Origin of the sequence: Bradyrhizobium sp. ISRA442, assembly GCF_038085055.1 — a bacterium.
Classification (GTDB): Bacteria; Pseudomonadota; Alphaproteobacteria; order Rhizobiales; family Xanthobacteraceae; genus Bradyrhizobium.
The window spans coordinates 227,742-250,008 of sequence record NZ_JALGCN010000007.1; the positions used below are offsets into that span (position 1 = coordinate 227,742).

Consider the following 22,267-nt stretch of genomic DNA (forward strand, 5'->3'; position numbering starts at 1 on the left):
TCCCGGGCGCGGTTCGAAAATCACCGCGCGAACGAGCTGCATCGCCGCGATCATAGCCGCAATGACCTGACGGCACCACAACATCTCTGCCGCACTGAAGGCGCAGGCCGAACCGCAAGTGCTCGCGGCTGCCCAGCCAGGCGTGTACTCATACGATGCGGCGTCCGCTTCCGGGGCCCTGAGCTGGAGCAACGCGGCAGCAACCGCCATGTCGACTGTCTACGTGAGACCGGACCTCATTCGAGGGCTGCGTTGACTGCTGCTTTTGACTCAAGGCGACATTCGCCTAATCGACATTTCGCGGTGCAGCAGTGTCGCGCCGTAGCTTAAACCCGCCTTACAAAGGCTTGATCTCCACCTTACGGAATTTAATCGCTCCGGCGCCGTGCTGCAGGGCGATCGAGCCTTCATCGAACATTCCGTTCCGCATTTCGGCCGTTTTCTGTCCGTTGAGCACGACCGTGATGTCACGCCCCTTCGCCGTGATCTCGAACGTATTCCATTTGCCGCCGGCTTTCGGCATCGGATTGATCTCGACGTAGCGTGTGATCGCGCCAGTGCCGTAACTCGGATCAGGCCGCTGGTCGAAGATATTTGCTTCGTAGCAGGTACGGTCGGTGATCTTCTTGGCATCGAGGCAGCGGAAGTAAATGCCGCTGTTTGCATCATCGCTCGGCCAGAATTCGACGCGCAGCACGAAGTCCTTGTACGGCTTCTTGCTAACGAGATAACCGGCCTCTTTGTCTTCCATCTTGTCGGCAATCACCGTGCCGTCCGCAAGATGCCAATTGGACTTCCCGACGTGATCCCATTGTTCGAGGTCCTTGCCGTCGAACAGCGTAATCCACCCGGCTTCCTGAGCTTTAGCCTGCGGCAGCCCCAGACTCACGACAAAACCCGAGGCGACGAGTGCAAGAGCAAATTGCAAAGAACGCCGTAACGTCTTTGGCATGATTGTCTCCTCCTGGTCGTCCGCCGATTGTCTCTCCGGGCGGTAGCCGATGATAGGGCCTCGCGCAAATTCTGGCTAGGCTCCTCGCTCACATTCAACGAAGATAAGGGAGGCATCGACGGACGAGGCAAGCCGATCTCGCAAGCGGACATCCAGCCGCTCGTAACCCGTTGCAGAACTGGGGCCTGTCAGGAGCGAGAACTATCCGAGGTCGTCAGGGAGGATTTATTCCGCGACAGATACGAGCCATGGCCCCGCGTGCCAAGAAGCTCGCCGTCGCTGACCACGACCTGCCCCCTTACCATCGTGATGACGGGCCAGCCGGTGACTTCGCGCCCTTCATAGGGAGTGTAGTCGGAGCCATCGCGAAGCAGGTCGTGGGTGATCACAACGCGCTTATCCGGATCCCAGATGGCGATGTCGGCGTCCGCGCCCACCGCGATCGTACCCTTCCGCGGGTAGAGACCATAGGTTTTGGCGTGGTTCGTGGATGTTAGGGCAACAAAGCGATTGATATCGATACGGCCCTTCGCGACTCCTTCCGAGAACAGGATCGGCAGCCGCGTAGCGACGCCTGGAATGCCGTTCGGCACCCAGCGGAAGCTGGTGCGGCCCTTCGGCGCGAGCTTGCCTTGCGGATCGTTATAACGGAACGGACAATGGTCGGACGAGAACACTGAGAACACACCTGTCTGGATGCCCTCCCAGCAAGCGCCCTGGCTGGCCACGTCGCGCGGCGGCGGCGAGCAGACATATTTGGCGCCTTCCATGTTGAGCCCCTGAAGGTCGTCCGCGGTGAGCATGAGATATTGAGGACAAGTCTCCCCATAGACCTTCAGGCCCTTCTGCTGGGCTCGTCGGATCTCTTCCATCGCCTCGCGGTTCGACACGTGGACGATCATGACCGGCACGTCGACCAGTTCCGCGAGCGAGATCGCGCGGTGCGTCGCCTCGCGCTCTACGACGATCGGGCGCGAGACCGCGTGATAATAAGGCGCGGTCTTCGAGGCGCGCTCCAGGCGATCCGTCAGAAAGCGGATAGCGTCGTAATTCTCGGCATGCACCATCACCAGCGCGCCGGTCTCGCGCGCCACCGACATCACTTCGAGAATCTCGCGATCGGACAACGCCAGATCCTCATAGGTCATGAACACCTTGAAGGAGGTGTAGCCGTCCTCGATCAGAGCCGGCAGCTCCTGCCCGAGCACCTGCTCGGTCGGATCCGAAATGATCAGGTGAAACGAGACGTCGACGTAGCAATTGCCATCCGCCAACTCATGGTACCGATTCACTGCCTCGCGCAGCGAATGGCCCTTTTCCTGAAGGCAGAACGGCAGCACCGTCGTGTTGCCGCCGAACGCGGCGGACCGTGTACCGCTTTCGAAATCGTCCGCCATGACGATATCGGGGCCGGAGGGCTGGGAGAAATGGACATGGCTGTCGATGCCACCGGGCAGGACGAGCTTGCCGGTTGCATCGATCACCTTGCCTGCCGGACCGAGTTCCTGACCCAACACCACGACGCGCCCATCGCGGATGCCGACGTCGCACTGAAACGTGTCGGAGGCGGTGGCGATAGTGCCCCCGCGGATGATAACGTCGAGCCCGCTCATGGCCGCTTCTCCTTGCGCGATGTTCCCGCCTCGCTCCCGTTGCGATGTTCGATGTGACGACCCAGCGCGTCCGGCAGACCGACCGTCGGCTTGGGATCGGGCCGGCGGAACGTTCCTGCGGTCGCCTTCCTGGGCGCGAGCGCCACGAGCGCTTCCGCCTGCTTGACGGCCGCCGCAACCTGATCGACCACCGGAACCGGGATTTTCGCTTTGACCTTGGCCGCGAGACCGGCGAGCGGTGCGCCGGCCAGGATGATCACGTCGGCCTCGTCCTCGCGCACGGCGCGATTGGCGAGTTCGACGAGCAACGCCTCCTTTTCGTCCTGCACGTTCGAGATCGACCGGAATGCGCCGTCGAGCATGCGAATGCCGGCGCACCGCTCGCGTAGCCCGTGCATCTCGACACATTCCTGATACCAGGGGCCGAGCGCGCGCGCGAAAGTAACGATCGAGAAGCGCCGGCCCAGCATGCAGGCAGTGAGCATCGCAGCTTCCGCCATGCCGACAACAGGGATATCGAACAGCTCGCGCGCTGCGAACAGGCCGGGGTCGCCGAACGCGGCGATGATCGCCGCGTCAACATTGCGACTGTGTTCTGCGAGCATTTCGAGCGCGATCGCCCCGCCGATCTGCGCCTCGGCGCGGGTCGCGATATAGGGCACGCCGCGGGGCGCAGTGAGAGGAACGATCTCCGTTCTCGCTGACGCCGCCTCCCGGCCAGCCGACAGCAGGAGATCGGTCACGTCCTTGCTAGTGTTCGGGTTGAGCAGCAGGATCCTCATACATGGTCCTCTCGTTGGGCGGCGCGATCGTTGTGCGCCGCCGCCTCGTCGACAGGTTGCTCTGCGCCATCGCGCCGGCTGTCGAGAATTTCCCGAACCACAACGCCGGTCCGGACCACGTGCCGTGCCAGCACCCGTCCGGCGCGATCAGCATCGCGCTGCTTCAATGCGGCAAGCAGCGCGCGATGCTCCTCCACGGATTCATCCCATCGCTCCTGCGATGACAGGGCGAACAGGCGCGCGCGCTCGACTCGGCCGAGCAGCAAATCGTGGGTGGCCTTCAGCGCCCGGTTGCACGAGCAGGCGACGATGAAGCTGTGGATCTGCTGATTCAGCTCGAAATAGTCGCGTAGCTTGCCGGTGTGGTGCAGCCGTTCCATCCTCTCCTGCAGATGATCGAGCTTTTCAAGATCGCGCTCGGTCATGCGCAGCGCGGCCAGCTCGGCCGCAACCCGCTCGATGCCGCTGACAGCCTCGAACAATTCCTCGACCTCGTCCTGGCGGATCGGCGCGATGATCGCGCTGCGATTGAGACGAAGCTGGACCAGTCCTTCGGACGCCAGGAGTTTTAGCGCCTCGCGCAGGGGCGTACGGGAAATGCCGAGCGCCTCGGAGAGATCCGCCTCGATCAGGGGTTCACCGGGCGCAAGGTCGCCGCGAACGATCAGGCTGCGCAGTCGCGCTGTGGCATCCTCGTGCAGGCCCGTGCGCTGCAGCCGCAAACGGCGCTTTACGACCGTCGAGCGGCCGCGCTTGCCGTCTGTCCTTGCTTTCTTGCGTTCCGCCATCCCATTCCTCCGGAGAGGCACACCTATAACTTATAATGTCCTCGCTCAGGCCCAGTATCGAAATCGCATCCCACGCCGCTCACAAATAGACGTCCGGAGTCAGCGAGATGCCGTCGCGGCCTCCCGCCGCGGCGTCAGCCGATCGTCCTGAAACAGGCGGCCCCATCCCTCGATGCGCGCGGGCGGAACGCCCGCGACGTCGAGGCTTTTCCAGAGCGTCGTCGCGATCGAATCATAGATGGGAATGCCGAGCTCCCGCTCCAGCGGCGCGGCGAGGCCGGCACCGCGCATGTTGGTGCAGACGATCGCGACCGCGTCGCACCCTTCCCGCGCCACCGCGCGCACCAGATCGGCGACCTCCTGCTCGGTCACCTCGGCGAAGCTGAAATTGTCCTGCAAGCCGGCATGCCGCTCGCTGCTGCAGTGAAACCCGGAGGCCTGCCAGTTCGCCATAATCTTCGACTGGACGTCGCTGCGGTAGGGCGTGACGAGACCGACGCGCCGAACCCCCGTCCGCTCGAAGATCTCGCGGAACGCCAGCACGGAGGTGCAGGCGGCAATCCCGGTCGCCTCGCGGATGCGTTCGCACAGGCGCTCGTCGCGGTCGAAGCCGAGCCAGCTTGCCGAGGTGCCGTTCCAGGCGATCACGTCAACCTTGGCATGAGCGAGCAACTCGGCCGCGCGGAGAATCTCGCTATCGTCGAACTGGCCGAGCGCCTGCTCGGACAGCGCAATCTCCGTGACCCTGAAGCGCGAGAAATGCGCGGAGACGCCTGGCAGGCTGGCCAACATCGCCATCGTCACCGGCTCGAGCACGGTGTTGGACGATGGTGTCAGCATGCCCAGGCGAACGCGTCGTGTCATCATCGTGCTCCTCAGGTTTTTGTCGCCCGCTCCCGAACTGGCCGGGAAAGCGGGCGAACACGTCGTCAGACCGGCAGCTTGCGGCTGTAATCGATCGCGGTCGAGCAGGCGAACAGAGCGACACCGGCCGCGGCGAAGAACATCAAGGCCAGGAAGTACGATCCGGTGATCTGCACGATGAAGCCGACGATGATCGGCACGGTGATGCCGGCGATGTTGCCGCCGAGATTCATGCAGCCGCCGAGCAAGCCGGCGCGGTCCCGCGTGGCGAGCATCGAGGGGATCGCCCAGTACATGCCGCACCAGCGCAGGAAGAACAGCGTGGTCGACAGCAGCACGACGACGATGACGGGATCGCGGACATAAGCCACGGCGAAGACCGAGGCCGTCGCGATCAGCGCCGCGAGGCCGAACAGCGAGCGGAACACGAGGTTGGGCGTGCCGCCGCGGGCGCGCCACGCGTCGCCGATGAAACCGCCGACGAGTTCGCCGATGAAGCCGGCGAAGAAAATGATGAAGGACGCGCCGCCCAGCGTCTTGATGTCGAAACCGTGCACCTTGAACAGGTAGGTCGGCATCCAGGTCAACAGCCCGTAGAACACGGTGTTGAAGAACATCCAGCCGCAGCACATCAACCAGACCGAGCGGAAGCGAAAGTAGGCGCCTGCGCCGCCGCCGCGCGAGGCCGGTGCCTGGGCGTCTTCCTCGGCATGCGCCGCCTCGATGAAGCGCGCCTCGCTGTCGTCGACGGAGGGATGCTCCCTTGGCGTATTGCGGATGTACCACCAGGCCGCGAGGCCGCACAGGACCGTGCCGACGCCGGCAACCAGGAAGGCCGCGCGCCATGAATCGAATGCCGCGATCAGCCAGGCGATGACGACTGCGCCGAGCGCAGCGCCGAGCGGCGCGCCGCCGTCCAGCAGCGTGGCACCGCGGGCGCGCTCGTTCTGCGTCATCCAGATCGCGTTCAGCTTTCCGCCCGCAGGATAGATCGGCGCCTCGGTGGCGCCGAGGCCGAGCCGCGTCAGGAGCAGCATCACCCAGTTGGTGGACGCCGCGGCGATCGCCTGGAAGAAGCCCCAGCCGATGGTCGCGGCGGCGATGACGATACGCGGCTTGAACTTGTCCGCGAGCATGCCGCCCGGGACCTGCATGAAGGCGTAGGTCCAGAAGAACGAAGAGAGGATGAGTCCCTGCGTCGCAGGATCGAGATTGAACTCCTTCGCGATCAGCGGCATCGCCACCGAGAGCGAAGCGCGATCGATGTAGTTGATCGCGATCAGGAACAACATCAGGAAGAAAATCTTCCAGCGGACGTTCGTCCGCCTCGCCGCCAAAACACCATTTGCCGTCGTCGCACGCCCGTCCATTCTGATCCTCCGTCGGTTTGCTCCCATCCTTCTGCTCTCGTGACCGCTCTGTGGCGGGAGGCGTGGGCCCTTTCTGGTCTAGGGCAATCGCAACGTAGGCTCAATCGAAAAATTGCATATTGCATGCAATATTTTTCAACACATTGATATATATCGTATTTCAAGCGACCAACATCGCCAGCAAGTCAGGTACGCGCGCAGCACCCAACTCGAAAGCGAATTTACCGCAGCAACGGCAAAGCTTTGCGCCTCGACGGCGGTCCACCATTCGCCCTATCCGGTCATCTAAATTTTCGATGCTCTGCGGGCCCCGAGCTCAAGCGCTCGACCACGTTTGGATGGACGTCCGGATTTGGCGCTTTTGCGACCTCCGCCGACGTCCGCTTTCGCGCCGCTCTTGGCTGACGAGCGGAAATCGGGCGCGCCGCACCAATTGCCCCGATTTATGAGTACACGGCTTAGAGCTGCTGTACGTCGACGACGCCTGCGACCGCCTTGATCGCGCCGGCGATCTGCGGCGAGACCTTGAAGCGGCCGGGCAGCTTCATCTCCACCTCGGTCTCGAGATCAAGCATCATCACCAGCGAGACCTCGCCGTCGCCGTTGGAGCGGGGCGCGATGCCTGGGCTGCCCACCTTTGGCGCTGCACCGTTCGAGGCAGCCATCTCGGGTCCGGCAAGACGCTTGGCGATCGACTCCAGCGGCTTGGTATCGCGCAGGAAGATGCGCAACCCCTTCTGCGTCTTGGCAGCCGCATCATCCAGCGGCTCGGCGTGCAGGACGCGCGCGCGCACATCCTCGCCCTGGAGCTCCGCGCCGAGTTGGAGCAGCACCGCGGCGCCCGGCTCCAGCACGTCGCGATATTGCGCGAGGCCTTCGGAGAACAGCACCGCCTCGAAATGGCCGGTCGGATCGGACAGGCCCATGATACCCATCTTGTTGCCGGTCTTGGTGCGCCGTTCCATGCGCGACACCACGGTGGCCGCGACCTTGCCGGCGGTCGCGCCGGTCTTCACCGCACGCGAAAACTCCGCCCAGGACTGCACGCGCAGGCGCTTCAGCACGGTCGCGTAGTCATCGAGCGGATGGCCCGACAGGAAGAAGCCGATCGCGTCGTATTCGCGGCGCAGCCGCTCGGCCGGCAGCCAGGCCTCGATCTGCGGCAGCATGATGGTGGGCGCGTCCGCAGCGCCGCCGAACATATCGTTCTGGCCGATGGTGGCCGCCTCATGCGCGCGCTGACAGGCCGCGAGGATCGCGTCCGCACCGGCAAAGACGCGGGCGCGGTTCGGCTCCAGCGTGTCAAAGGCGCCGGCGGCAGCCAGGCTCTCGATGATGCGCTTGTTGATCGCACGGGGATTTACCCGCGCGGCGAAATCCGCAAGCGAGGTGAACAGCCCATTCCTGGTGCGCTCCTCGATGATTTGCTCGACCGCCTGAAGGCCGACGCCCTTGAGGGCTGCGAGCGCGTAGTAGATCGTCTTGTCGCCGACATCAAAGGTCGCCCCTGACCGGTTGACATTCGGCGGCTCGACCTTGATGCCGAGGCGCTGCGCCTCGGAGCGGAATTCCGAAAGCTTGTCCGTATTGTTGAGATCGAGCGTCATCGACGCCGCGATGAACTCCACCGGATAATGCGCCTTCATGTAGGCGGTGTGGTAGGACACCAGCGCGTAGGCCGCCGCATGGCTCTTGTTGAAGCCGTAGTCGGCGAATTTCGCCAGCAGCTCGAAGATGGTCTCGGCCTGCGCCTTCGGCACGCCGTTCTTCACCGCGCCGGCGACGAAGATGTCGCGCTGCTTGTCCATCTCGGCGCGGATCTTCTTGCCCATCGCACGGCGGAGCAGGTCGGCGTCGCCGAGCGAGTACCCCGACATCACCTGCGCGATCTGCATCACCTGTTCCTGGTAGATGATGACGCCGAACGTCTCCTTCAGGATCGGCTCCAGCACGGGGTGCAGATATTCCGGCTCCTCGTCGCCGTGCTTGCGGGCGCAATAGGTCGGGATGTTCGCCATCGGACCCGGACGGTACAGCGCGACCAGCGCGATGATGTCCTCGAAACGGTCGGGGCGCATGTCGATCAGCGCGCGCCGCATGCCCTGACTTTCAACCTGAAACACGCCGACCACGTCGCCGCGCGCCAGCATCTGGTAGCTTTCCGCGTCGTCGATCGGCAGCGTGGCGAGATCGACATGGATGTTGCGCGGCTTGAGCAGCTTTACCGCGACGTCGAGCACCGTCAGCGTCTTCAGGCCGAGGAAGTCGAATTTCACGAGGCCGGCCGGCTCGACCCATTTCATGTTGAACTGGGTCACCGGCATGTCGGACTTGGGATCGCGATAGAGCGGCACGAGCTCGCTCAAGGGACGGTCGCCGATCACGATGCCGGCCGCATGCGTCGAGGCGTGGCGCGTCAGGCCTTCGAGGCGCTGTGCGATATCGAAGGCACGCGCCACCACCGGATCCTCGTCGCGAAACGCCTGGAGCTTCGGCTCGCTCTCGATGGCGGCGGCCAGCGTCACGGGCGCAGCCGGATTCTGCGGCACCAGCTTGGTGAGCTTGTCGACCTGGCCATACGGCATTTGCAGCACGCGGCCGACGTCGCGCAGCACGCCGCGCGCCTGCAGCGTACCGAAGGTGATGATCTGGGCGACCTGGTCGCGGCCGTAGCGCTGCTGCACATACTGGATCACCTCACCGCGGCGGTCCTGGCAGAAGTCGATGTCGAAGTCCGGCATCGAGACGCGTTCCGGATTGAGGAAGCGCTCGAACAGCAGGCCGAACTTGATCGGATCGAGATCGGTGATGGTCAGCGCCCAGGCGACGAGCGAGCCTGCGCCGGAGCCGCGGCCCGGCCCGACCGGGATGCCGTGCGCCTTCGCCCATTTGATGAAGTCGGACACGATCAGGAAGTAGCCCGCGTACTTCATCCGCATGATGACGTCGAGCTCGAATGCCAGGCGCTTGTTGTAGTCCTCCTCCGTCGTGTTCGGCGCCAAGCCGTGGACGCGCAGGCGGTTGGCAAGCCCCTCCTCCGCCTGCCGCTTCAATTCGGCTGCCTCCACCGCGGCGGCGTCGGAGCTGGCCGCGGCACCGACGGTGAAGAACGGCAGGATCGGCTTGCGCGTCATCGGGCGGAACGAGCAGCGCTCGGCGATCTCGACCGTCGAGGCCAGCGCCTCCGGAATGTCGGCGAACAGCACCGCCATCTCGGCGCGCGTCTTGAAACGGTGATCCGGCGTGAGCTGCACGCGATCGGTCTCGGCGATCAGCCGTCCGCCGGCAATGCAGAGCAGCGCGTCGTGCGCCTCGTAGTCGTCCGTCGCAGCGAAATACGGCTCATTGGTCGCGACCAGCGGCAGGCCTTTTGTGTAGGCGATGTCGATCAGCCCGCTCTCGATGCGCCGCTCCTTGTCGATGCCGTGGCGCTGCAGCTCGATATAGAGGCGGTCGCCGAACAGGCTCGCGAGACGCTCGCAGCGTGTGGCCGCAAGCTCGGCGTGGCCGGCGGCAAGCGCCAGCGAGATCGGCCCGTCCGGGCCGCCGGTGAGCGCGATCAGGCCTTCGGTCTCCCCCTCGAGCCAGTCGAACTTGATGTGGGAGGCGTGAGTGTCGGGCGTCTCCAGGAATGCGCGCGAATTCAGCCGCATCAGGCTGCGATAGCCGCGCTCCTGCGCTGCCAGCAGCACCACGCGCGACGGCAGAAGCGCGTTGCGCGCATTCGGATCCTGGTCGCCGAAATCGATGGCGAGCTCGCAGCCGACGATCGGCTGGATGCCGGAGCCCGCCATCTTGTCGGAGAACTCCAGCGCACCGAACATGTTGTCGGTGTCGGTCAGCGCCAAGGCCGGCTGGTGGTCCTTCTTGGCGAGCTCGGCCAGCTTGGCGATCTTGATCGAGCCCTTGAGCAGCGAATAGGCCGAGTGAACGTGAAGGTGGACAAATCCGGCGCTCGGCATGGTCGCTTGACGGCCTCTTGCAGATGAGATGGAGCGGTCGCCGGCTCCTCAAGGCGTCATGCACTCGTACGGCCGACTCGCCTCATAATGGTGGTGCCTCGCAAGCCGAGAGTCCACGCCGGACCGGCACATTGGCCGCGTCGTCCGGCTTTTCCCCAGGGGCACCTGCATCGACCGGAAGGCACTGCCATCGGCGGCCCTGAACACTCTGACTCAGAGCTGGGGAATCACCTGCGCCCAGATCGCGATCATCCCGACGAATAGCGCGATCGACGCCAGTGCGGCGGCTTCTTCCACGAAGATCTTCAACATGGCCTTGCTCCATCGCTAGAACGTATGGAGAACATTGTTCTCATTCCGTTCCCGGGAGTCAAGCCATCTCGGCGATCGCAAAGCAGGATGGTTAACCCGCTGAATTCACGTAACAAAAAAGCCCCGGCACAAGGCCGGGGCTTTCGACAATCGCTTCGCTCGAAGCGGCTTGCCTTAGTACTTGGCGATGATCGGGCCGCCGAACTTGTAGTTCAGGCGGACGAGGCCCATGTCGACGTCCTGCTTGATGTGGTCGGTCTGAACGAGCACGCCGCCATTGGTCAGGGTCTGATCGTTGCCACCCAGGAAGATGTGGTTGTACTCGACGCCAACCGACCAGTTCGGAGCGAAGCCGAACTCGAGGCCCGCACCGATCGTACCGCCCCAGCGGGTGTCATCCGACGACGCAACGAAGGCGCCGCCCGGCGTATGGACGTCGAACTTGTTGCCAACCACAGCCGCACCGCCCTTCACATAGACGAGGACGTTGTTCCAGGCGTAGCCGACTTGACCGGTGATCAGACCGAACGCGTCGATCTTGGTGCGATCAGTGTTTCCGTCGATCGCGCTGACGCTGCTGCCGGAGAAGTCGGCCCAGTTGCCCTGCCCTTCCACGCCGAACACCCACTGGCCCGACTGCCAGCGATAGCCGATCTGGCCACCGACCGTGCCACCGGTCGCATCGTGCGAGGCTTCGCGCACGCCGAAGCTATCCCAGGTCGCGTGCGACGAACCGCCACCACCGTTGATGCCGATGTAGAAGCCGCTCCAGTCGTAGATCGCAGCGACCATCGCAGGCGGCGCCTTCGTGTACGGCCGCGCCGCGAGATCAGCAGCCACCGCGGGCGCAGCCGCGCTGAGCGCGACGAGGCTCACAGCGGCAAGCAACAAACTCTTCTTCATTTGATTCCCGTTCCAGTTTCTTCAGTAGGCCCCCCGGCCGTGCGCACCTCATAACAGCGATCGACGGAATTGCTGTAACCCTGGCGCAACAGTCGGGCCCAAAGGGCCTCCTGTGCATTAATGAACGTTTACCAGAGCGCGCTGGAAACCCTTTGAAACAAGGGTTTTCAGGAGTTCCCAACATCGACTAAGCGACATAGGCTTCGCATGCGTGTGGAGCATCGACGCATGCACAAGCACGTGATCGGAGATTCGTATGCGCGGACTCGTCGCTCTCCCCATTGTTGCCACATTTGCGCTCGCGCTCTTCGCAAGCGCGCCCGCGCGTGCCGACGGCGTCAATCATCCCCCCTGTATGACGGGCGATGAATGGCCGGGCCTCAGCAACTGCCGCTTCGGTAGTTACGCGCAGTGTCAGGCGAGCGCATCGGGCCGCGCCCTCACCTGCATTGCGAACCCGTATTTCGTCGGCCAGTCGGACGATCCCTACGCCTATCAGAATCGTCCGCGCGTCCTGACACCTGGCTACCCGCCGAACGATTCCTGGCCGCGCTGAGATGCGTTGCGCTTGCCTGATACTCGTCGCGATCGGCGCGCTCCTCGTGAGCAGCCATGCGCACGCCCAGACCTATGATCCGCGCTACCCGGTGTGCATGCAGATCTACGGCCCCGTCGGCTATCTCGACTGCCGCTACACCTCGCTGCAACAGTGCAGATATCTCGCTGTCGGCCGCTCCGCGGCATGCCTCGAGAATCCGTATTTTACGCAGAGGAAACCGACCGACCGCCGGTGAGGCGCGGCAGTGAGAGCGAGCTCATACCGCTCGCGCGAGGTCTGCCTGGTGATCACGGCTTGGTAATCGAACCGCTCCGAAAGTTGGAGCAACTCATTCTCGGGCCACGTCTGTATTCGGTCGATGGGAACCCGACGTCTTCGCGCGGAGGCATCGAACATGACCATTCTTCTAGACAAGAACGTCATCAAGGATGTTGCGCGGGGCAACGTAGCCGTGGCTCAGGCATTGCAGCGCGTTCTTGGGTCGGGAGAGCCGGTCTACATCGCGCACGCGGCATACAACGAATTGGTGCTGGATTCTCCGATCGAGACGCGCATGGGCTACGAGAAGTTGCTTCAGGACCTGAAGATCACGACCCCGCCAGCGACTGCCTCCAGTATCAAGGATCGGGGCGATTTCTACGCCGACAACATCACTCACGAGCCCAAGGTAGGAGAGCCAGGTCCCGTCAAGGAATACGGAGGCAAAGGCAAGACAAGGCCTGGCGACGCCTTCATCGCGGCAGAAGCGAAGAGCATGAACGCACGCTTGTGGACCCTCGATGAACGGCTCGCCAAACAAGCCGCGAACCTGGGAGTCCCGCTGGCCCGGGAGTCCCAGATCAAGGGAAAGGGCGGCACCGAAAGTATCGCGCAGGCCAGGAAGCTCATGGGATTGAAACCGTTGAGCATGATGCAGAGTAGCCCAGTCAAGACCAGCCCCAACAAGGGCGGTCCTTCCAGTCCGCCGTCCGGCGGCGCGCAAACGAAGGAAAAAACGACAAGTGAGGTCGGGACACCAATCGCGCCCGTGCAGGAGTTCGGTCCCAATGCGCGCGGAGACGCCAAATTCCAGGGGGCCACTCTGGCGTTTCAGGGCGCCAATTTTGTCTTGCAAAAGATCAACAATGCCATCCAGGCCCGTCGCTTCGAAGCCGAGTGGACGTCACATTGGCTCCCCGAAGTGACGCGGCGACTCAGTGCGGACCCCCAACTCGGCGCCTTGGTGTTGATTTCCTATGCGAAGAACCAAGGCGATGAGGAGAGTGCGATTGATACGGTGACGATCTTCCAAAGCATTCAGGTCGGCTATGGCCTCAACGTCGACGATGCCTTGCGCGACGCGCAATCGCGACCACGCATCGCTGCAGGCAGATCCGACGTCGGCGACAGAATATGGTTGAAACCGAGAGCGCCGACGGACATCAAGAGACTGAAGCTTCCGTTCGGCACGACCATCGCTGGACTGGCCACGTTCCGTCCCGGCAAAGAAAAGCTGGTGCGCGTCAAGTTTAGCGGACGGGCGGGATTCGACGACAAGATGTTCAGCAAGGAAGTGCTGGATGTTCCAGCCGGCATGACGCCGCGCTTTTACTATCTCTGGCCCCCGGACAAGATAAGCTATTTCCAGTTTGGATCGTGGCAGACAAACGAGGTCGATTGGGAGATGTCAAATGAGGCTGATGCGTCCTACGGGGATACTGATGCCTTTTTCCTCGGCGTGCCCGTGGTAAAACTCGACTCATCGATCAATCCGTACAACGCCACGGCGGCGATGGTTTGGCCCGCCGACAATAGCACGGCCAATTTGTTCCAGACCGTCGCCGCGACCCAGGACAATCTGGGCCTGCTGTCCGGTCAAGGGATAGGACCGATGCGATGGGTCAGGCCAGAGTTCATCCGCATCATCAAGGCTCCCATCGACTAAATGCGGTTGAAGCTCCGCTTTGAAGCGCGCTGCGGATCGCGCCGCTCGTCAGCCCAGATCGTGGAGATCCTTGCCAAGCGGCGGTGTCAGTCGAAACGTTGAGAACACGACTTTCAATCCGGCGCGCTCGGGTGTGCAAGCCATCGGTCCCACGAGGTAGGACTTCGCCCTCGCGAACGGCGCCAGCCGCATGAGCGGCCAGAGCTTGCCGTCGGCCGAAAACTGCAGCCGAAGGACGCCGTTGGCGACCGTTGCGCGCACCCAGAAGTCGTCGGAATTGTGCTCGTAGGGCGCCGTCGCCCAATCCGATCGTCCATCAGTCAGCACGCTCGCAAGCATGGCTCTCCCGTCCGAGAGTTCGATCCCGGCCTTGACCCAATGGTGCGCGTCGATGCGCACCATGATGCCCGCCTGATCGTAGAGCGCCTGGAAGTCACCCTGGACACGCAGTTCGGCGGTGAATGCCTCCCCAGCCGGAAAGCCCAGAAAATGGCCACTGTCGCGATTGAACCCGTAATGGGTTTCGCGCCAGAAATCGGTGGCTTTGTCGGTAATTACCTGAAGGCTGTCGCCATCTGCCGTCCACCGTTCCGGTTCGTTCAGCCATACGCCGTCGCTTCTGCAGAGAATCATTTCAAACCTCGGGAGCGGTGTCGGCAAAGGGTTGGGCCCTCCGCTGGACAAGCATGGCATTCTGCAAATCGAGATCGAGGAGGCAACCGGGCTGGCTAGGGATCTCTGACGACCATCGTGTGTAAGATCGCGAATAGTATGATGTATGCAAGGTCCGCGGCGAGAACGCCGGCGAGGTTCCGCAGTTGTCCGTGCTTGATCTCGACGAATGGCTCTGTTTGGATAATTTCGTTCGGCAATTCGTATTTCGGATAATCATGGTGGATGAAAAAAATGGATACCGCCGTTCACTGGGGGCTCGTTCACAAGACAGCAGCGTGACCGATCACCGCTCCGGCATCGGGAATCGGCTACTGGCGGCCTTGCCACCAGCGGATCTCGGCTTGCTCACACCCTACTTCCAGAAGGTCTCGTTCGAACCCGATGCCGTCCTGGTGCGGTCGGGCGATGAGCTCGACCCGGTCTATTTTCCCCATAGCGGCGCAATCGCCTTCATGCTCGATATGCCGGACGGGCAAACGGTCGCAACCACCTTGATGGGGCGGGAGGGCGCTTTGTCCTCGTTCTCCGTGCTCGGCCCGTCGCCTTCATCCGTGACCGCGGTTGCTCGCGTGGCCGGAACGGCATCGCTGATTTCCGCCGCCAAATTTCGCACTGCCTATGCGCAAAGCGCAGCCATCAGGAATGTCGTGCAGGTCCACGCCCGCACGGTGTTGTTGCAGCTCCAGCACGTAGCCGCTTGCAACGCGCTGCACCGGGTGGATGGCCGCATGGCGCGGTGGCTCCTGCAGCTTCACGACCGCGTTCCCGCTGATCTCCTTCCGGTGACGCAGGAGGCGCTTGCGCAATTGCTCGGGGTGCGGCGGACGACAGTGACCCTGACGATGAGCAAGCTGCGCGAGGCCGGCGCCGTCACGTCCGACCGGCGTGGGTTCGTAGAGATCGATCGGGCCCGGCTCGAGAGGGTCGCATGCGATTGTTATGCGCTCATGCAGCGCAAGATCGATCGGATTTATTGCCAGGAATTGTCGGCGCAGCCGCCTGCCCACGCGCCGTTCCGGGAAGGCGCCGTCGTCGCCTCCGACTGATCCAGCGCTTGCGCTCGGCGCCAGCCGCCCTTTAATCCTGCGACTGCCGGCTCGCCCAACAAGTAGAAATTGCGGCGTTGAGCTAATCGCCGTCTTTCTCGCGAACGACTCGAAATCCATTTGCGAGATATCGCACGTTGAAGTCGTATTTGAAGCGCGCCGCCGAACGCAGATATTTTGGGTCGTTGTTGAATGAGCCGCCGCGAAGCACCCGCTCGCGACAACCTAGTTTGACCGAGGCGGATCCGTCTGTCGGCGCCCCACGATAGCCCTCGCTCCAGCAATCCTCGACCCACTCTGCGGCATTGCCGGCCATGTCATAAAGACCGAATGCATTTGGTTTGAATGATCCCACATTTGCTGATCGATACCAGCCTCCCGCCATTCGACCAGCCGATACCGAATGACTTCAACCATCTCCATTTCGGCGCCGGTCAAACCGAAGCCAAGGTCACCCTGCCCTTAGGCCGCCACACGTTACAGCTCGTCCTGGCCGACGAAAACCACATGGCACACGACCCTCCGGTCTATTCAAAGCCGATCCATGTTGTGGTCACCGCCAACGGACGCAAGCCGGTTCGAAAAAATCACCGAATAGCGCGGCGATAGGGAAAACAATCAACCTGGGTTACTGCGAATTCCCTAGCACGTGTTGTCGCAGGCTTGGCGTGGCGGCACGCTCGGTCTTTGTGCCTGCGCCCTACACCCTGCTTGTAGATCACCAGCTTCAGTGCCGGATCGTCATTGGCCTGAAAGCTCGTGTGCTCGAACTGGAGCACGTCCCGATACGAATTTGGAGTAAATATCCCGGAGTATCGGAACTTTCACTTGGTCGCGGCGAGCGATTTGAGCTGCCTTAGGTCGTTTGACGCTTCTGCGAGCAGCCAGTCACGAAAAGTCGCAATCTTGGGCAGCGACGCAGTCGCCTTCGGGCAAACGATCCAATAGGTCTTCGACACTGGCGAGGACTCCGGGAATGCCAACGCGAGCCGCCCGTTGATCAAATCCCACGCCGCCAACGTCGTTCGCGCCAGAGCGATACCCTGTCCATTGATCGCGGCATCGATAACCATGCTCGCACGATTGAGCACGGGCCCGTGTGTGACTGCGGCGTCATCGATGCCGACCCCGCGCAGCCAATTCGCCCAGTCGGATCGGCTGTCCAGGTGGATCAGCGGAAATTTCAGGACATCGGCGACCCCGCTGATCCGGCGGCGACCCGATAGCAACTTTGGACTGCACACGGCAAAGAGCCGTTCCGGGCAGAGCCTTACGGCATCGAGACCCGGCCAATTGCCATCGCCGTGGCGCACCGCAAGGTCGACCTCTTCGCGGGCAAAATCGACGTGATGCATCGTGGCCGAGATCCGGAGATCAATGCCGGAATGGGCCTCCGCAAAATGGCCGAGCCGGTGCACCAGCCATTTGGCGGCGAATCCGGCGAGGTGCTGACGGTGAGAACGCCCGCGCTTTGCCGCTGGAGCAAACGCTCCGTACCCGCAGCGATACGATCCAGCGCATCCCGTACTACGGCGAGATAGTCCCTGCCCGCCTCGGTGATGATCAAGCGCTGCCGCTCACGGTTGAAGAGCTTGATCGCAAGCTCTGTTTCAAGCGCTTTCACCTGATGGCTCACCGCACCCTGAGTGACACACAGCTCTTCGGCGGCGCGCGTAAAACTTTCATGCCGCGCTGCAGCTTCGAAGGCCTTCAGTGCGTTGAGCGGCGGCAAGTGCGGACGCATTCCAAACCACCTCGACAGAGTTCATGAGAAAAATTGGGGCAGGGCTGAGAAACGATGCTTTGCGGACTGCGCCGCGCCGGCCCTATGCAGGCGGCGACAATACGAAATCATGGGATTTGGAGCGACGAAATGTCAACGCTTTTTGCCAATAGCTACATTCCGGCGCGACTTCGCCGCAACGCCACAATGGCGGATCATCAACGAAATTCATGGCTCGTACCGCTCGACCGCTGGCTCGCCAGCAGCGAGCGGATGCACCAGCGCGCCGACCTCCGCGCGATTGCCGATGATCCCCACCTCCTTGCCGACCTCGGGCTTACCCGGGAGGAAGCGTTGGAGCAGGCCGATCTGCCGTTCTGGCGCTGATCGAACTCGATCTGTCGCAAGTGAAGGAACTGGAGGAGAAGATGTCTGAGGTCATTGTTTACGGCTTTCCCCGGAGTACGTTTGTCAACATCGTGCGGCTCGTGCTGACCCACAAGGACGTGGCCTACACCTTCCAGGACCTCGAGCCGGTGATGGGCAAGAGCGAACATCTGGCGCTGCATCCGTTCAACCGCGTCCCGATCTTCCGGCACGGAGACTTCATCGTCTATGAGACAAGCGCCATCGTCAGCTACATCGATGAGGCATTCAACGGCGCGCCGCTGACGCCGCATGACCCACGCGCGCGGGCGCGCATGAATCAATGGATCAGCGTCGTCAACTCCTACGTCTACCCTTACATGATCTATCACATGACGCATGAGCGACTGGTCTTCCCGGAGCTCGGGATCGCTTCCGACGAAAAGGTCGTCGCGCATGCGCTGCCAAAGGTCGAAACGGCGCTCACGATCGTCGAGCGCGAACTCGGGCATGGTCAGGACTATTTGCTGGGTTCAGAAGTTACGCTCGCGGATTTCTTCCTGTTGCCGAGCACGTTTGCATTCAGCCTGACCGAAGAAGGTAAGGTCATGTACCCGAAATATCCGGCCTTCTGCCGATGGCGGGAGCGCATGGAGAGCTTACCGACGACCCAGAAGCTTCGCGCGATGCTGCCACCACGCGAGCCCATTGCGCATGCCCGCGAGTGGGCGAACTCGCACCGCCCAAAGTACTGACCTTGCGATCCGACCTTGCCGGACTCTCTTGCAAGGCCTAAGTTAACGTAACGGGGAAACACAGACTCCCCGCCAGACGGCGAAACCGTCCAAGCTCTGTGCAACGCTCGATTTTCGGGGAGATTGCACATGGACGCAGTATTCATTCAATTCTGCAGACGGATTGCCCGCTCTCGGCGGCGTAGCGATCTGACATCGCCATGCCTTTGACGAGCCTGGGCATCATCAAGATCCCAGGCGCCGCAGACGGTGTCTTCGACCACACCGCATTCGATCTCAAGACCCGGCGTGTCGTCGTCGCAAATATCCGTGAACCGGCACCGCTATCCAGACCAGAGCAGCATGGCGGGATTCTCGCTCTGGCGGATGCGAGATCTGCCAAACTCAAAGTCGAACAGGAGGACCAAATGAAGTGGATTACCCGAGAACACGTCAAAGTCGATCGCGTAGCCTGCCCCTGGCTGATCAGGAAGTTCGTCGACAAGGATGCCGAGTTCGTCTTTGCGCCGGCGGACAAGGTAATGGCCGAGGCAAAGCGGCTCGACGCCATTCCTTACGATGTCAAGGACGTCGAGCTCGGCCACCACGGCAAGGAGTGTTCGTTCGAAGCGATCTTGAAGAAATACGATCTGGCGAACGATCCAGCGCTCGTCCTGCTCGGCAGGATCGTGAACGGCGCCGACACCGATAATTCGCTTTACCGCCAGGCCGAAGGCCCGGGGCTACAGGCGGTGGCCGAAGGCTTCCGCCACCTCGGCTACAAGGACGATCATGCGCTCAACGCTGCGGAGTGGATCGTCTATGACGCGCTCTACGCCTATGCCCAGGAAATGGTGAAGGGTGGCAAACCGGCCGGGAAGTTTGCGAACTAGCGACGCGACCGAGATCGGCCCGGGCGGTGCGAAGCCCAAGATGCGGGACGCAGTTCGGATAGTTCAACAGGCAGCTTGTCCGCACAGGCTGACACAACGCTTCCTCCTGGCGGTCAGAAGCTGACGCTTGGCCTTTGCTTTCCACGCCCTAGACCGGCGTGTAGATCACGAGCTCCCGCGCGGGATCGCCGGTGGCCTGAAGCTCGGCCGCAGCGTCGCGACCAGCGCTACATGTCAACGCCAACTGATCCGCAGGGCTTGAAGGTTTGGAGCGAGTGCCCGCGCAAGCACCCCTCATGTTTTTGGGCATAAGCGAGCACGCCCATGATGATCAAAGCCACCACGACCAATCCGGCTACTAGGTTCTGCACCATGGCTGCCACTCCGGGTGAATTCAAGAACAAGGCGACCGGCGCGAATTCTGGAGATGGGTGCCAGCAATAGGCGCCTTCGACGCAGCAGCTCCCGAGAATATCCCCGCAAACACAACAGGAACTTTCTCGCTCTCCCTCTCGACTGAGCGCAAGAAATCATAGCGCCGCTTGTCGCGCCACAAAACCCGCCCTTGGCACCCACCTGTATCGGCGGACATGGCACTGTTCCGTATGAGCAGAAAACGCAGCAGTCCCCGGATCTCGGCTTAAGCCGTGCGAGCTGTAAAACGCAGGGCGGCTGAGGGTCGCAGGCGTTTCCGCGCCGACCGATGCAGCGTTTCAGCCTGGCTCTCCAAAGCTGACGCTTGGGCCATCGTCCTTCCACGGCCTACACCGGCGTGTAGATCACGAGCTTCAGCGCGGGATCGTCGTTGGCCTGAAAGCTTGTGTGCTCGAACCGGAGCACGCCCTTGGTCGGATGGTTCATGGTCTTGAGCCCCGACGCGGTGCTGCGGATCTCGTGCGCCTCCCACCATTTGACGAATTCCGGACTGCCCTCGCGAAGCCGCGTCAGCAATTCCGTGAAGGCGGGATCGCCCGCCCAGACGTCGTGCGTGGCGCGGAACATCGCGACCATGCTCTTGGCGACGTCCGTCCAGCTCGCGCCGTAAAATTTTCGCGTCTGCTTGTTCGTCATCACCAGGAGCAGCGTGTTGCGATCCTGCTCGGGCAACTGTCCGAACGCGAAGATTTCCTCGGCGGCCTCGTTCCAGGCCAGCACGTCCCAGCGCCGCCCGGTGATGTAGGCCGGCTGCTTCAGGCTCTCGATCATCCGCCGAATGGGCAGCGGCACGATCTCGGGTGTGAACGCACGCTTGTCGCCGTCGCGCGCAAGCGCCTTCAAATGCGCATGCTCGGTCTTGCTGAGGCGCAGCGCGCGCGCCAGCGCATCGACGGTAGTGACCGATGGGCTGACGGTGCGCCCCTGCTCCAGCCGGATGTACCAATCGACGCCGATGCCGGCGAGCTGCGCGACCTCCTCGCGGCGCAGGCCCGCGGTGCGTCGCCGCCGCCCTGCGGGAAGCCCGACTGCCTTCGGCGACAGCTTCTCGCGGCGTGACCTGAGGAAATCGCCGAATTCGACGCGCCGGGGATCGGTCATGCTTGCTCCCGCGATGGAGGGTCCGGTGAATACTAGGATAATACCAGGCCTTCTTGCGTCCTGAAAGCCGGCACATATGCCGTTCACCCGATTATGAGGTGCAAAGAGAAGGTCGAAACCATGAAAGCTGCCGTGCTCAAATCCTTCGGATCGCCGCTCACGATCGAGAACGTCCCCGACCCGGTGCCGGGCACCGGCGAGGTGATCGTCGACGTCGTCGCGACGCGCGTATTGTCCTACGCCAACGAAGTCTTCAGCGGGATGCGTAACTACGCGCTCGACCTGCCCGTCATCCCCGGCCCCGGCGGTGTCGGCCGCGTCCGCGCGATCGGGCCGGATGCGACCAAGCTTGCGGTCGGCGACTGGGTGATGTGCGATCCGACCGTGCGCTCCCGCGACGACGCGATGGCGCCCGATATCACGCTGCAAGGCTGGAGCGCCCGCGACGAAGGCGGCATGCGCCTGCAAAAGCACTTTCGCCACGGCTCCTTCGCCGAGCAGATGATGGTGCCGACGGAGAACGTGAAGCGGCTCGGCGCGATCACGGCTGCGGAGGCGACGCAATGGTGCGCGCTGGGGACGCTGCTGGTGCCCTATGGCGGCTTGCTCGCCGCCAACCTGCAGCCCGGTGAGACCGTGCTGGTGAGCGGCGCCACCGGCAATTTCGGCAGCGCGGCCGTCGCGGTTGCGCTCGCGATGGGCGCGGCCTGCGTGGTGGCGCCCGGCCGCAACGACAAGGTGCTCGCCGACCTCGTCCGCCGTTTCGGCGACCGGGTGCGCACCGTCAAGCTGTCCGGTAACGAGAGCGATGATGGCGAGCAGATGAAGCGCGCAGCACCCGGTCCGATCGACGTCGTCTTCGACATCATGCCGCCCTCGGTCAGCACGAATGTGGTGCGTGCCGCGATCATGACGGTGCGCCCTTACGGACGCGTCGTGCTGATGGGCGGCGTCGGCATGGCCGGCGGCGCGGGGCTCGAGCTGCCCTACCCCTGGATCATGCGCAATTGCGTCAGCATCCACGGGGTCTGGATGTATCCGCCGGACGCGGCGACGCGGCTGATCGCGCTGGTGCGGGCGGGGCTATTGCGGCTGGAGGAATACGAGGCGAAGACGTTCGACCTCGACCACGCCAACGAGGCGGTGGCTTATGCTGCGGCCAACGCCGGGCCGTTCAAGATGACGGTGCTGAAGCCTTAACCGGCGGCTTGCGGCGACGATGCGCCGTTGCCGCTGTTTCGCCCGCCATATCAAATGGCTGACAA

The 22,267-nt window shown here is 62.8% G+C and carries 22 protein-coding genes and 1 pseudogene; 9 read left to right on the forward strand and 14 right to left on the reverse strand.

Annotated elements, in window-relative coordinates; all coding sequences use genetic code 11:
• Positions 1-337 precede the first annotated feature (337 nt).
• The 8 genes from MTR72_RS17585 to MTR72_RS17620 all read right to left on the reverse strand — a co-directional run bounded on the left by MTR72_RS17585 (position 338) and on the right by MTR72_RS17620 (position 11,546).
• A complete protein-coding gene (locus tag MTR72_RS17585) occupies positions 338-952 on the reverse strand; it encodes a 3-keto-disaccharide hydrolase (protein WP_280970708.1) in 615 nt (204 codons plus the stop codon).
• 188 nt (positions 953-1,140) lie between these two features.
• Positions 1,141-2,565 (reverse strand): dihydropyrimidinase, encoded by a 1,425-nt coding sequence (gene hydA / locus MTR72_RS17590; protein ID WP_280970707.1) that lies wholly within the window; start codon positions 2,563-2,565, stop codon positions 1,141-1,143.
• Positions 2,562-3,347, reverse strand: a complete 786-nt coding sequence (locus MTR72_RS17595; protein WP_341510749.1) for an aspartate/glutamate racemase family protein — start codon at positions 3,345-3,347, stop codon at positions 2,562-2,564. Before MTR72_RS17595 ends, hydA begins: the two co-directional genes overlap by 4 nt.
• Positions 3,344-4,135, reverse strand: a complete 792-nt coding sequence (locus MTR72_RS17600) for a GntR family transcriptional regulator (protein ID WP_280970705.1) — start codon at positions 4,133-4,135, stop codon at positions 3,344-3,346. Before MTR72_RS17600 ends, MTR72_RS17595 begins: the two co-directional genes overlap by 4 nt.
• 99 nt (positions 4,136-4,234) lie before the next feature.
• Positions 4,235-4,999: a maleate cis-trans isomerase family protein gene (locus MTR72_RS17605; protein ID WP_280970704.1), complete on the reverse strand. Its 765-nt coding sequence runs from the start codon at positions 4,997-4,999 to the stop codon at positions 4,235-4,237.
• Between the two features lie 65 nt (positions 5,000-5,064).
• Entirely contained in the window at positions 5,065-6,369 is a 1,305-nt protein-coding gene (locus MTR72_RS17610) for an MFS transporter (RefSeq protein ID WP_280970703.1), read from the reverse strand.
• A gap of 458 nt (positions 6,370-6,827) precedes the next feature.
• Positions 6,828-10,331 (reverse strand): DNA polymerase III subunit alpha, encoded by a 3,504-nt coding sequence (gene dnaE / locus MTR72_RS17615; protein WP_280970702.1) that lies wholly within the window; start codon positions 10,329-10,331, stop codon positions 6,828-6,830.
• A 486-nt stretch (positions 10,332-10,817) separates the two neighbouring features.
• Complete coding sequence (locus tag MTR72_RS17620) at positions 10,818-11,546, reverse strand: outer membrane protein (RefSeq protein ID WP_280970701.1); 729 nt, start codon at positions 11,544-11,546, stop codon at positions 10,818-10,820.
• A gap of 256 nt (positions 11,547-11,802) precedes the next feature.
• Between MTR72_RS17620 and MTR72_RS17625 the strand changes: the two genes are divergently transcribed.
• The 3 genes from MTR72_RS17625 (at position 11,803) to MTR72_RS17635 (ending at position 14,029) form a co-directional block, all read left to right on the forward strand.
• Positions 11,803-12,102, forward strand: a complete 300-nt coding sequence (locus MTR72_RS17625; protein WP_280970700.1) for a DUF3551 domain-containing protein — start codon at positions 11,803-11,805, stop codon at positions 12,100-12,102.
• Position 12,103: 1 nt separating this feature from the next.
• On the forward strand, positions 12,104-12,340 hold the full coding sequence (locus MTR72_RS17630) for a DUF3551 domain-containing protein (protein WP_280970699.1): 237 nt from the start codon (positions 12,104-12,106) through the stop codon (positions 12,338-12,340).
• A 159-nt stretch (positions 12,341-12,499) separates the two neighbouring features.
• Positions 12,500-14,029: a hypothetical protein gene (locus MTR72_RS17635; RefSeq protein ID WP_341510750.1), complete on the forward strand. Its 1,530-nt coding sequence runs from the start codon at positions 12,500-12,502 to the stop codon at positions 14,027-14,029.
• Positions 14,030-14,077: 48 nt separating this feature from the next.
• Here the strand turns inward: MTR72_RS17635 and MTR72_RS17640 are convergent, their stop codons facing one another.
• The gene (locus MTR72_RS17640; RefSeq protein ID WP_280970967.1) at positions 14,078-14,662 is read right to left on the reverse strand and encodes a DUF1349 domain-containing protein; all 585 of its coding nucleotides are present in this window, start codon (positions 14,660-14,662) and stop codon (positions 14,078-14,080) included.
• Positions 14,663-14,979: 317 nt separating this feature from the next.
• Between MTR72_RS17640 and MTR72_RS17645 the strand changes: the two genes are divergently transcribed.
• A complete protein-coding gene (locus tag MTR72_RS17645; protein WP_280970966.1) occupies positions 14,980-15,750 on the forward strand; it encodes a Crp/Fnr family transcriptional regulator in 771 nt (256 codons plus the stop codon).
• 82 nt (positions 15,751-15,832) lie between these two features.
• Here the strand turns inward: MTR72_RS17645 and MTR72_RS17650 are convergent, their stop codons facing one another.
• Positions 15,833-16,105 (reverse strand): formylglycine-generating enzyme family protein, encoded by a 273-nt coding sequence (locus MTR72_RS17650; RefSeq protein WP_341510751.1) that lies wholly within the window; start codon positions 16,103-16,105, stop codon positions 15,833-15,835.
• Positions 16,106-16,107: 2 nt separating this feature from the next.
• On the opposite strand from MTR72_RS17650, the gene MTR72_RS17655 reads away from it, so the two are divergent.
• A complete protein-coding gene (locus MTR72_RS17655; protein ID WP_280970696.1) occupies positions 16,108-16,359 on the forward strand; it encodes a DUF4399 domain-containing protein in 252 nt (83 codons plus the stop codon).
• Between the two features lie 215 nt (positions 16,360-16,574).
• Here the strand turns inward: MTR72_RS17655 and MTR72_RS17660 are convergent, their stop codons facing one another.
• Together MTR72_RS17660 and MTR72_RS17665 are read right to left on the reverse strand one after the other, a co-directional pair.
• On the reverse strand, positions 16,575-17,129 hold the full coding sequence (locus tag MTR72_RS17660) for a LysR substrate-binding domain-containing protein (protein ID WP_341510806.1): 555 nt from the start codon (positions 17,127-17,129) through the stop codon (positions 16,575-16,577).
• Positions 17,021-17,494 carry a LysR family transcriptional regulator gene (locus tag MTR72_RS17665; protein WP_341510752.1) on the reverse strand — a complete coding sequence of 158 codons (474 nt, stop codon included), beginning with the start codon at positions 17,492-17,494 and terminating at the stop codon, positions 17,021-17,023. The genes MTR72_RS17660 and MTR72_RS17665 overlap by 109 nt, the downstream gene beginning before the upstream one ends.
• Positions 17,495-17,623: 129 nt before the next feature.
• Between MTR72_RS17665 and MTR72_RS17670 the strand changes: the two genes are divergently transcribed.
• From MTR72_RS17670 to MTR72_RS17680, 3 genes are all read left to right on the forward strand, one after another.
• Positions 17,624-17,860: a hypothetical protein gene (locus MTR72_RS17670; RefSeq protein WP_280970694.1), complete on the forward strand. Its 237-nt coding sequence runs from the start codon at positions 17,624-17,626 to the stop codon at positions 17,858-17,860.
• A gap of 41 nt (positions 17,861-17,901) precedes the next feature.
• On the forward strand, positions 17,902-18,594 hold the full coding sequence (locus MTR72_RS17675) for a glutathione S-transferase family protein (RefSeq protein WP_280970693.1): 693 nt from the start codon (positions 17,902-17,904) through the stop codon (positions 18,592-18,594).
• A 407-nt stretch (positions 18,595-19,001) separates the two neighbouring features.
• Positions 19,002-19,466: a chromate resistance protein ChrB domain-containing protein gene (locus MTR72_RS17680; protein WP_280970692.1), complete on the forward strand. Its 465-nt coding sequence runs from the start codon at positions 19,002-19,004 to the stop codon at positions 19,464-19,466.
• Between the two features lie 567 nt (positions 19,467-20,033).
• On the opposite strand, the pseudogene MTR72_RS17685 reads toward MTR72_RS17680, so the two are convergent.
• Both MTR72_RS17685 and MTR72_RS17690 read right to left on the reverse strand, forming a co-directional pair.
• Positions 20,034-20,171 (reverse strand): annotated as a pseudogene (locus MTR72_RS17685) (GDCCVxC domain-containing (seleno)protein); the annotation flags it as partial.
• A 57-nt stretch (positions 20,172-20,228) separates the two neighbouring features.
• On the reverse strand, positions 20,229-21,002 hold the full coding sequence (locus MTR72_RS17690) for a helix-turn-helix transcriptional regulator (protein ID WP_341510753.1): 774 nt from the start codon (positions 21,000-21,002) through the stop codon (positions 20,229-20,231).
• A gap of 120 nt (positions 21,003-21,122) precedes the next feature.
• Between MTR72_RS17690 and MTR72_RS17695 the strand changes: the two genes are divergently transcribed.
• Entirely contained in the window at positions 21,123-22,202 is a 1,080-nt protein-coding gene (locus MTR72_RS17695; protein WP_280970690.1) for a zinc-binding alcohol dehydrogenase family protein, read from the forward strand.
• Positions 22,203-22,267: the final 65 nt, after the last annotated feature.